This window comes from uncultured Kiloniella sp. (genome assembly GCF_937128705.1).
Classification (GTDB): Bacteria; Pseudomonadota; Alphaproteobacteria; order Kiloniellales; family Kiloniellaceae; genus Kiloniella.
Window position 1 is genome coordinate 1 of the sequence record NZ_CAKZMP010000405.1, and the last position, 9,702, is coordinate 9,702.

The following is a 9,702-nucleotide window of genomic DNA, read 5'->3' on the forward strand; positions in this document are numbered from 1 at the left end:
GCGGCAGCTTGCCGTCTTCGCGTGCAAACTTGCTCAGAAGTTCAGCATTAACACCCAGTCGTTGATTAGCAAGGGCCAGATCATAAGCAAAGGAACGGCTAACAGGGTTTCCAAAGCGTGCCAGATTCTCCCCGTATGCAACAAGCTGCTGCCAACGAACAGACCCGTATTTAGCATGCAGCGCAGCCATTACACGAGGCGCTTTTGGAATCACACCACCAGACGCAGACGATTTCGGAAGAAAATTCAAGGCAACAGCTTTGTTTTCTTCCTTGTCATAATAAGAACACGCCCCGCCCGCAGCGATACCAACACGCGATGGCATGGTAACAGCCATGGTAAAATACATCGCAACAGCGGTATCAGCAGCCGTCGCGCCATTGCCCAGCAACTCGCGTCCAACCTGTGCAGCCCTTGGTTCATCAGCTGATACAACGCCAGCAAAACCTTCGACAACCTGAAGATTTCCTTTTGCAGTTTCATCCGCAGTTTCACAAGCTGAGAGTAGCATTCCCCCCAAACATGCTGTTAAGATAGCGGAATGAAGTTTTGTTTTACCGAAAAAGGTGTCTTGCATTACTGACGCTTTGCCCCCAATTGACTATACGAAATCTTATAAACTTGTGAGAACTGTCCGTTGAATGAACGACCAGCCCGCCTGATTTTACGCATCATTGCTTTTATTGCCACTGTTACTTTTACCTTTCCAGCAAAAGCACAGGGATTGAACCTGATCCGTGACGCTGAAACAGAACACGCTCTGAGGGTTTATTCCACCCCAATCTTTCAGGCTGCTGGTATCAGCCCGCAAAGTGTAAGTATTTTCATCGTCAATGACAAAAGCCTTAATGCCTTTGTGACATCTGGTAACAGGATGTTTATCAATACGGGCCTGTTAATCAAGGCCAAAACGCCTTCGGAAGTCATTGGTGTGATTGCCCACGAAACCGGACACCTTGCCGGTGGGCACGTTGCTTTTCGTGGCGACAGTGTCGACAAAGCGCTGGTTACAACTTTTGCCAGTTACTTGCTGGGTGTTGGGGCCGCACTGGCCACAGGCAAAAGCGAAGCAGCTGGCGTTATTATTGGCGCGGGGCAATCATTGGCTCTTAGAAACTTCCTAAGCTATACCCGTCAACAAGAATCCGCCGCTGATCAGGCTGCTGTGAAGTATCTGCGCGCCACAGAACAGTCTGCCGCTGGCCTGCGCGATTTTATGGGTGTGCTGCGGGGACAGGAAGTACTGCTCAGCCAAAATCAGGACCCTTATCTGCGCAGTCACCCCCTGTCACAGCAAAGATACAACTTTCTGGATAATGAAGTTCTGAAATCACCATATTCTGATAAAACCGATTCGCCCGAGATTATCCAACTCCACAAACGGATTGTTGCCAAACTTGTCGGCTTTTTAGATTCTTCAACTAAAGTGCTCCGAAAATACCCGCCGGAAGACATGTCGCAAGAAGGGCGATATGCCCGTGCTATTTCCTATTACCGTTCTACGGATATAGACAATGCCCTGCGGGAACTCGACAGCTTACTGGTTGATTATCCGAACGACCCTTATTTTTTGGAACTCAAAGGTCAAATCCTGTTTGAGTTTGCCCGTGGGCAAGAAGCTGCCCCCTATCTTCAAAAGGCTGTGGAACTGGCCCCGGATGCAGCACCCATAAAAACGTTGTACGTGCGCGTCCTTGTTGAAGAAAATAACCCCGAAAAAGACACGATAGCTCTGGAACATATTCAAACCATTCTGGCACAGGAACCGAATAACGCAGGCGTTTGGCGACAGGCGGCAATCATCTATGGACGCCGTGGTGACAAGGGCATGACAACACTGGCCCTCGCCGAAGCCGCCTATGGCAGAGGAAAATATGCCGAAGCCGTTATCCAGTCGGGACGCGCACGCGATTTGCTCCCCAAAGGATCACCTGCTTGGTTACGTGCTTCGGATCTGAACAGCACAGCAGAACGTAAAGATAAGAAGCGTAAAAACAATTAACCGAATTCAAATATCCTCACGCACAAGCGTAGAACGTAATCGTTCACATTAAAGTTCTTTGCCATTCACGGGAAAGTTCTTTGCATATTCGTAGGGATTTCATCATTATAGCCACATTATGTGCCATTAAAAAAAGTCGAAACCAATGCTCCTAAGTAAAAAAAATCATACGTCCTATAACTGGGCAACTCTTCGCAAGTCAGTTTTAGCGGGCAGTATTGCCCTATCCACAACAATTGCCCTGGGAACAATTGGTCACGCACAGGACGCCACAGATAGCTCTACGGTTTTCCCTTTGAAAACAGAAGAACAGACAAAGGCCTTTGAAGAAGCTGTCAAAGAGTATCTCTTGCAAAACCCAGAGGTCATAATCGACTCTCTGACCCGCTATCAAGAGCTACAGGCCCAACGCGAAGAAGAGCAAAAACAGCTTGCGATTACCAGCAACCTAGAAGATCTCCACAACTCCCCGACGTCTCCCGTCTTAGGGAACCCTGATGGTGATGTTGTGCTTGTTGAATTCTTTGATTACCGCTGCCCCTATTGCCACAAAGCAGCCTCTATCGTTAAACAACTTGTCGAGGATGATCCCAATCTGAAAGTTGTCATGAAAGAGTTTCCGATCCTCAGCCCGGAATCCATGATTGCCGCACGTGCAGCCCTAGCGGCCATGAAACAGGGGAAATATGCCGCATACCACTTTGCTTTGATGGACAGTGCGTCGGACCTTTCCCAAGACAGGCTTTTTGCCTTGGCAGAAGATCTTGACCTGGACTTAGATCAATTCAAAGATGACATGAAAGCCGAAGAAGTTGGGCAGGAAATCCTTAGCACCCGTGCTCTAGCACAACGAATTGGCGCAAACGGCACCCCCGCATTCATCGTCGGAACAACAAGCGTCCCGCCAAACACCACCTTCGAAGAATTCAAAGCACTCATACAGAGTATCCGCGCAAAAAAAGCCAGCTAACCCCGTATTAATGACATACCCCCGTTAAGGGGAGCATCTCAAGGGACGTTTGCCCGTGTAATTCCCCCGGATAACCACCCGGGGGAATTCGGTCAGAATATTTCCCAGTGACCGCCCCACTGAACCATACGGGACACATACAGAAACCACCCTGAAAATCGTATGGACAGCCACACCTGATTTTTGTTGTCTCTCTTACGGTTAAGGCAATCTAACGGATTGAAAAAAAGCGACAACAATTGACGCAATTGATTGCACGATCTGCACTGCTATGTTACCCCTAATCAATTCATTTAACTGAAATGAATGGTGCATACCTTTGCCGTCAGTGTTGCTTTTAAACGGACCCAATTTGAATTTGTTGGGTACCCGTGAACCAGAAATTTATGGTTCTGAAACCTTAGAAGACCTTAATACGCTTTGTCACAAACGTGCCAAAGCTCTTGGGCTTTCTTTGGCGTGCAAGCAATCCAATTGGGAAGGTCAGCTTATTGACTGGATCCACGACGCGCGTGATACACACAAAGGTATCATCATCAATCCGGGTGCACTTACCCATACATCAATCGGATTACTGGATGCCCTAAAGGGTGTCGGGTTACCCGTTATTGAGGTACATATCTCTAACATCCATCGTCGCGAAAGCTTTCGACATCAATCCTATGTATCACAAGCAGCCCTTGGGGTTATTTGTGGTCTGGGGCGTCAGGGCTATCTTTTGGCTATGGATGCGATGGCTAACGTTTTAAACAGCGAACAAGATTTATAATGTCTAAACTTGAAGTAAATGAGAAGGTTATCCGTACCCTCGCCGGCTTGCTGGATGAAACGGACCTGAGCGAAATTGAATATGAAGCAGACGGTCACCGTATCCGCTTAGTCCGAGGCGGAACAGTTGTTCACGCTGCTGCCCCAGCTGCTGTTGCACCTGCCGCTGCACCTGCACCTGCGGCAAGTGATGCTGGCGGCGTACCTGCAAACGCCATTACCTCACCAATGGTTGGAACGGCTTATCTCTCAGGAGAACCTGGCGCCCCGACTTTTGTAAAGGTAGGCGACAGCGTAACAGAGGGACAGACGCTTCTTATTCTCGAAGCAATGAAAGTCATGAACCCGCTGCCTAGCCCTAAATCAGGCGTCGTAAAACAGATCCTCGTCAGTGACGGTCAGCCAATCGAATTTGGTGAGCCACTGATGGTTATTGAATAATAGCTGACACAAGAAGGCTTCATGTTCAAAAAGATCCTCATTGCCAATCGCGGCGAAATTGCCCTTAGAATTCTTCGGGCTTGTCGCGATATGGGCATCGAAACTGTTGCAGTCCATTCCACAATAGATTCCGACGCAATGCACGTTCGCCTTGCCGATGAGTCCGTTTGTATTGGCCCCGCACCAAGCAAAGACAGTTATCTCAACATTCCAGCAATTCTTTCGGCTGCAACAATGACGGGCGCTGATGCTATTCATCCCGGCGTTGGCTTTCTTTCCGAGAATGCTGGCTTCGCCGAAATGGTAGAAGAACACGGCTTTACCTTTATCGGTCCCTCCCCCGAACACATTCGGATTATGGGCGATAAAGTTGCCGCGAAGGAAACAGCTATCAAGCTTGGTATCCCGGTTGTTCCAGGATCCGACGGTGCACTGGAAAGTGCCGAAGACGGCATTAAAATTGCCAAGGAAATCGGCTACCCCGTCCTGATCAAAGCCCGTTCTGGTGGCGGTGGTCGCGGCATGAAAGTCGCCAATAACGATGATGAACTTCGTCAAGGTTTCCGACTGGCACGTACCGAAGCCAAGTCTGCCTTTGGTGATGATGTTGTCTATATGGAAAAATATCTGGGGACACCCCGGCATATCGAGATCCAGTTACTAGGCGACGGTCAAGGTGGTGCAATCCACGTGGGCGAGCGAGACTGCTCTCTTCAACGGCGTCATCAAAAAGTGTTAGAAGAAGCGCCATCGCCGATGCTAACGGACGAAGAACGTAATCGTATTGGTAAAATTTCTGCCGATGCGATGTTAGGATTTGGCTATAAAAGTGCTGGTACCATTGAATATCTCTATGAAAATGGTGAATTCTATTTCATCGAGATGAATACACGTATCCAAGTCGAGCATACGATTTCAGAAGCGATCAGTGGCATTGATCTTATGCGCGAAATGATCCGCGTTGCTGCTGGCGAAAAGCTGAGCCACACTCAAGAAGAAGTTGTCCTGAAAGGGCATGCGATTGAGTGCCGGATCAACGCTGAGCACCCCTTCAACTTTATGCCATCCCCAGGCCTGATCAAAGGCTACCATGCCCCAGGTGGCCTTGGTATTCGTGTTGATGCTGCCATTTATGCCGGATATAAAATTCCACCAACGTATGATAGCATGATTGCCAAGCTGATTGTCCATGGAGACGATCGTGCCGATTGTATCATGAAAACAAGGCGTGCCCTGCAAGAGTACGTGATTGATGGTGTAAACACGTCAATTCCACTACATATGGAATTGGTAAATAACGAAGAGTTTCAATCCGGTGTCTATGATATCCACTGGTTGGAAAAATTTGTTGATAGCTTGAATAAAGGGTAAAAACTGGACAGGCATTCCCCGAATAAAGTGTTGAAGCATAATTTCTGGGCATAGGTGTTCATGGAGATCACAGCAGATCTACTCTTAAAAGCATATACCATTGGGGTTTTTCCAATGGCGGAAAGTCATGATTCTCTGGATTTACATTGGATAGATCCAGAGAATCGCGGCATCCTTCCTCTAGATAAAATCCATATCTCTCGCTCCTTGCGAAAAGCGCTGAAAAAAAATCCTTTCGAAGTCCGCTGTAATACGTCTTTTTCTGATGTCTTGGAAATGTGCGCCGCAACAACATCACAGCGACCAGATACCTGGATCAATCCCCTTATCAAGAAAATATATACTCAACTTCACGAACGTGGATTTGCGCATTCTGTGGAATGTTGGCTTGATGGTAAGCTTGTTGGCGGCCTTTATGGCGTCTCACTCGGTGGCGCATTTTTTGGTGAAAGCATGTTCTCTCGCCGCAGTAATGCCAGCAAAATTGCTCTTATTCATCTGGCAGCCCGCCTTGTTAAAGGAAACTATACCCTACTGGACACACAATTCACCACCGAGCATCTAAGCCAGTTTGGCACCATTGAAATTGAACGAGAAATTTATAAAAAATGCTTGTTCGAAGCAATGCAGGCGCCCGCGCGCTTTCCTTTGGAACTTTCAGAAGGTGAACTGTCAGACTTTATTGAAAGCTGCAAGGGCAATCGCCCAGCCATTTACACAGACGACTGAGTACGCAGAGGGGAATTGAGTACACGGGAGGACTGAGTTCATCAACGGCTCAGACCTTTAAGAAATAAGCCCTGAAAGCACGGCTAATTTTCTATTTTCTCTTCTGTTTTCTGCACTTCTTCTTCAGCCTTTTTTGCTTCAGCGGCCCGCGCCTCATCCAGTGACATACAGTTCACCACCCATATATCGTAAACCGGATGTTCCATTGCCGACACGGCAGGGGATGACGCAAACATCCATCCGGTAAACATCCGTGTGGCTTCGACATTTTCTTTATGATCATCAATTTCAAGGAAAGATGCTGATTCAGGCATTTCCTCTGGTCGGCTTTTCCGACACTCTCTTGCTGTAATCTCGAGAGACCCAAACCGTACTGGCTGATTTACTGGCACATGCAATTCTGAAACGCGCGCAGTAATCTTATTGAGACCTTGTAGGACAGCAACTTCATAAGAAATCATTTCAGCACGCGCAGATAGAGGCGACAGCCCTATGACTGTTGCGGCAATTGCACCGCTTAAAGATGCTACAGCTGACAGGGACGCAATTCGAACCGTCGTTATTTTTTTCGCGATCTGTAACAAGCTACAAATTTCCCTCTGCTGATCCTGTCAGTGTTTTTTTGAGGCGTAAGGATTAACCAGATCATCAACAATTGCCCTTAGGACTTCACGAAGTTGATCTTCATCCCCCCCCATAAGAACCGCGTCTTCCAACGCATCTTGTGAAAGTTCTCTTATTTCTTCGAGATTTTCATTCAAGACTTTGATCTTTTCAAGGCAAGAAAGAGGCTCTCCGTCGGGTTGACGCCAGACAGTTGTCGATTTGCTCTTATCCGTCATGCTGAAATTCCCTCAGGACATCCCTTGAGATACTGACCGTTTTTAATTATTGTCAGCCGAAGAGAAAACAAAACGACCGAGAAGATCCATAAGATTTACAGATCCCTGAGTATCAATAATAAGGCCACCTGCTTCGATGTAATCATCTTCACCGCCGGGCTCAAGACTGACAAAATTCCCCCCCAACAGGCTATCTGATAGAATACGCGCAGAGGTCCCCTTGGGAAGCTTAACATCTTCATCGATCAAAAGTGTGACAACAGCAAAATACGTATCTTTATCCAGTTCCTGACGAAGAACTGTCCCAACCTTTACACCTGCAATTTCGACATCTGTGCCCGAGACCAGGCCATTGGCATTATCGAATTCGGCGACCACCTCGTACCCAGTAGAAGAGCCACCAGAACTACTGCTAAAGGCGTAGAAGCCAAAGGAAACAGCAACAAGCAAAACAAGCCCGCCAATAATCGTTTCAACAATACTTCTATTCATCAAGCTCACCTACAGGGGAAAGTTAGGTTAAAAAGTTAGAGGCAAAGACCACGTCAATTTAATCTCTGCCTAAAAAGGTCAGAGTTTATTCAGGTTGCCAAGCATCGTAATCACTAGAAACCCGCGGGCGCTCACCAGCTTTTAGCATACTGCCTTTTGGGCGGTAAGCTTCGGCTGTTCCAGTTTTGTTTGGTTGGTGCTCTTGCTGCCATTCGTGTTTGGCATAACCACCTTCAGGTGGAAGTTCATCCGTTGTATGATGAATCCAGGCATGCCAGTCAGCAGAAACGCGACTGGCTTCTGGTTCACCATTATAAATAACCCAGCGACGTTCGGACCGCAGGCTATTTTTATGCACTTCACTGCCACCCTTGGTGCGATAGAACTTGTTGCCGTCCTGATCTTGCCCAACCAGCTCGCCTTTGAGCCATGTGAACAGACGAGTTCCAAGAGGAGTTCCAGCCATATCTCTTCCTTAATTGAATTGGGTTCAACCCTATTCTTATATATCTGTCTTATGAACAGCTACTTAAGGTAACTGATCTTTTTGGGTAAAAAATAAGTAGCGCCATCAAAACACGACTTAATCTTTCTGCGCTGAATATTACACTGCAACCCCTTTCAGTCCAGTCCAAAGGGCGCAAAAATGACGTAATTTTTACTCAGCTATGCCTCTTGGTCATCTTTTGGGACGACAGTAAGCCCTTCAGGTTCACAAATAGCTTTCCAGTCCCCCTCTTCAACCTGATAACCTTCTTCGGCAATATCCTGATTTCTTGCGATCTGATCGGCGGGGTTAAATAGCCTTGCTGGTACAGAGGAAACACCAGCTTCAAGAGCTTTGATCATATCAGGGTAAAGCTGTGGCAGATCCAAAACCAGTATTGTACAGCCTGGGACCTGTTTGTCCGTTTTGGTTAAGGCACTCACAACCAGTTCACCAATATTCCCCGGTGTAATGCCTTGGACAAAGGCGTCATGACTGACAGGAAGACCATACAGTTCAATATACAAATCTTCTTCGGCTCCGGGGACGCCAACAATCCCCCGGCTACTGCCATAAAGCTCTGTCAGGATCTGACCTTCGTCAGAAACCGGATCGACAACAAAGGTAGCAAAACAGGCCAAGCCATCTTCCACGGCGTCTTCAACAAGCTGACCTAACCCGACGAGATCACAAACATTTGTGATAACGGCAAGTCCCATTCCCTGTTCACGTGCCTTGTGTGTTGCCTTCTCAACAGCCTGAATACCCGCGACTGCCAGCGACTGCCCATTCGCATCAAGAAATGCAGCATTATCTTTCTCGGACAGCAATTCAATCTTTGTCATGTCTGTCTGGCTATAAGCGGATTTATTTTTAGCCAGAAAGCGAATACCACACCGATGAAGGCGCTCTGCCCATTGCACCATAGCAGCGGCACGATCAAGTGTGATTTCCTGCGCGCCTCTGGCTTCCAGACAATCTTCAAGCCTGTCACGAAAATCTGATAAACTAACTCTCATTCAGTCGTCTTTCATCCCGGTCTTTGGACCTTATTAATACCCTGTTTTTATCTCAGCCCTAAATAACATAGAGCGTCAAACGATACACGCCTCTATATTGAGTAAAAAAATGCTCCCCCAAAAAATGCCGCCCAAAGGCGTTTATTTATTTGATTTAACTTTCCACAACGGCTTTTCCCTGACCTAATCATGATGAAAACATGCCATGACCAAGGATAGTATCAAGTTAAGACTTTCTAGGGTTTAATCATATACCTCGCCCCTAACGCCCTATAAAACTGACAGAACCCGTAGAGCAGAATCGTGAACAACATAGCAATAAAAAAACCTCCCCTCTTCGGGATCCTCACAGGCCTTGTTGGCGGGACCTCTTTTGGGCTGATCACCCCTATTTTTCCCTTTGCCTACACGATCGGGGTAACAGCCAGTAGCGCAACCATTATTCGCTTTGTTTTGGGCAGTATCATCATGGTCACAATCCTGCTTGCCAGCAAAACGACATTCTCCGTGCCCAGAAATAAAATAATCCCACTCTGCATGATGGGCCTTTTTATCTTCAGCGTCACAGTCTGCTATCTTTC

Annotated in this window: 12 protein-coding genes and 1 pseudogene; 7 read left to right on the forward strand and 6 right to left on the reverse strand. The window is 47.3% G+C overall.

The features are described 5' to 3' along the window. Positions 1-577 (reverse strand): annotated as a pseudogene (locus Q0241_RS21000) (gamma-glutamyltransferase); the annotation flags it as partial. A gap of 60 nt (positions 578-637) precedes the next feature. Between Q0241_RS21000 and Q0241_RS21005 the strand changes: the two are divergent. The 6 genes from Q0241_RS21005 (at position 638) to aat (ending at position 6,281) form a co-directional block, all read left to right on the forward strand. Continuing rightward, positions 638-2,002 carry a M48 family metalloprotease gene (locus tag Q0241_RS21005; protein WP_299381038.1) on the forward strand — a complete coding sequence of 455 codons (1,365 nt, stop codon included), beginning with the start codon at positions 638-640 and terminating at the stop codon, positions 2,000-2,002. Between the two features lie 145 nt (positions 2,003-2,147). After that, positions 2,148-2,972 carry a DsbA family protein gene (locus Q0241_RS21010; protein WP_299381039.1) on the forward strand — a complete coding sequence of 275 codons (825 nt, stop codon included), beginning with the start codon at positions 2,148-2,150 and terminating at the stop codon, positions 2,970-2,972. A 313-nt stretch (positions 2,973-3,285) separates the two neighbouring features. Then, positions 3,286-3,741, forward strand: coding sequence for a type II 3-dehydroquinate dehydratase (gene aroQ, locus Q0241_RS21015; RefSeq protein ID WP_299381049.1), 456 nt, complete (start codon positions 3,286-3,288; stop codon positions 3,739-3,741). Further along, entirely contained in the window at positions 3,741-4,181 is a 441-nt protein-coding gene (locus Q0241_RS21020) for an acetyl-CoA carboxylase biotin carboxyl carrier protein subunit (protein ID WP_299381040.1), read from the forward strand. Before aroQ ends, Q0241_RS21020 begins: the two co-directional genes overlap by 1 nt. A gap of 21 nt (positions 4,182-4,202) precedes the next feature. Further along, positions 4,203-5,552: an acetyl-CoA carboxylase biotin carboxylase subunit gene (gene accC, locus Q0241_RS21025; protein WP_299381041.1), complete on the forward strand. Its 1,350-nt coding sequence runs from the start codon at positions 4,203-4,205 to the stop codon at positions 5,550-5,552. A gap of 60 nt (positions 5,553-5,612) precedes the next feature. After that, a complete protein-coding gene (gene aat, locus Q0241_RS21030; protein WP_299381042.1) occupies positions 5,613-6,281 on the forward strand; it encodes a leucyl/phenylalanyl-tRNA--protein transferase in 669 nt (222 codons plus the stop codon). A gap of 83 nt (positions 6,282-6,364) precedes the next feature. Here the strand turns inward: aat and Q0241_RS21035 are convergent, their stop codons facing one another. The 5 genes from Q0241_RS21035 to Q0241_RS21055 form a co-directional block, all read right to left on the reverse strand. After that, positions 6,365-6,865, reverse strand: a complete 501-nt coding sequence (locus tag Q0241_RS21035) for a DUF2155 domain-containing protein (RefSeq protein WP_299381043.1) — start codon at positions 6,863-6,865, stop codon at positions 6,365-6,367. 27 nt (positions 6,866-6,892) lie between these two features. Continuing rightward, entirely contained in the window at positions 6,893-7,123 is a 231-nt protein-coding gene (locus tag Q0241_RS21040; RefSeq protein WP_299381044.1) for a hypothetical protein, read from the reverse strand. A gap of 42 nt (positions 7,124-7,165) precedes the next feature. Beyond that, complete coding sequence (gene mlaD, locus Q0241_RS21045) at positions 7,166-7,615, reverse strand: outer membrane lipid asymmetry maintenance protein MlaD (RefSeq protein ID WP_299381045.1); 450 nt, start codon at positions 7,613-7,615, stop codon at positions 7,166-7,168. 85 nt (positions 7,616-7,700) lie between these two features. Next, positions 7,701-8,081, reverse strand: a complete 381-nt coding sequence (locus Q0241_RS21050) for an NADH:ubiquinone oxidoreductase subunit NDUFA12 (protein WP_299381046.1) — start codon at positions 8,079-8,081, stop codon at positions 7,701-7,703. A gap of 200 nt (positions 8,082-8,281) precedes the next feature. Beyond that, complete coding sequence (locus tag Q0241_RS21055) at positions 8,282-9,121, reverse strand: hypothetical protein (protein WP_299381047.1); 840 nt, start codon at positions 9,119-9,121, stop codon at positions 8,282-8,284. Positions 9,122-9,424: 303 nt separating this feature from the next. On the opposite strand from Q0241_RS21055, the gene Q0241_RS21060 reads away from it, so the two are divergent. Then, on the forward strand, positions 9,425-9,702 hold a 278-nt coding region (locus Q0241_RS21060; protein ID WP_299381048.1), incomplete at its 3' end, for a hypothetical protein.

Coding starts and splice junctions, on each gene's coding strand:
- Q0241_RS21010 (WP_299381039.1), top strand. CDS start 2,148: ATGCTCCTAAGTAAAAAAAATCATACGTCCTATAACTGGGCAACTCTT.
- Q0241_RS21020 (WP_299381040.1), top strand. CDS start 3,741: ATGTCTAAACTTGAAGTAAATGAGAAGGTTATCCGTACCCTCGCCGGC.
- accC (WP_299381041.1), top strand. CDS start 4,203: ATGTTCAAAAAGATCCTCATTGCCAATCGCGGCGAAATTGCCCTTAGA.
- aat (WP_299381042.1), top strand. CDS start 5,613: ATGGAGATCACAGCAGATCTACTCTTAAAAGCATATACCATTGGGGTT.
- Q0241_RS21040 (WP_299381044.1), bottom strand. CDS start 7,123: ATGACGGATAAGAGCAAATCGACAACTGTCTGGCGTCAACCCGACGGA.
- mlaD (WP_299381045.1), bottom strand. CDS start 7,615: ATGAATAGAAGTATTGTTGAAACGATTATTGGCGGGCTTGTTTTGCTT.
- Q0241_RS21050 (WP_299381046.1), bottom strand. CDS start 8,081: ATGGCTGGAACTCCTCTTGGAACTCGTCTGTTCACATGGCTCAAAGGC.
- Q0241_RS21055 (WP_299381047.1), bottom strand. CDS start 9,121: ATGAGAGTTAGTTTATCAGATTTTCGTGACAGGCTTGAAGATTGTCTG.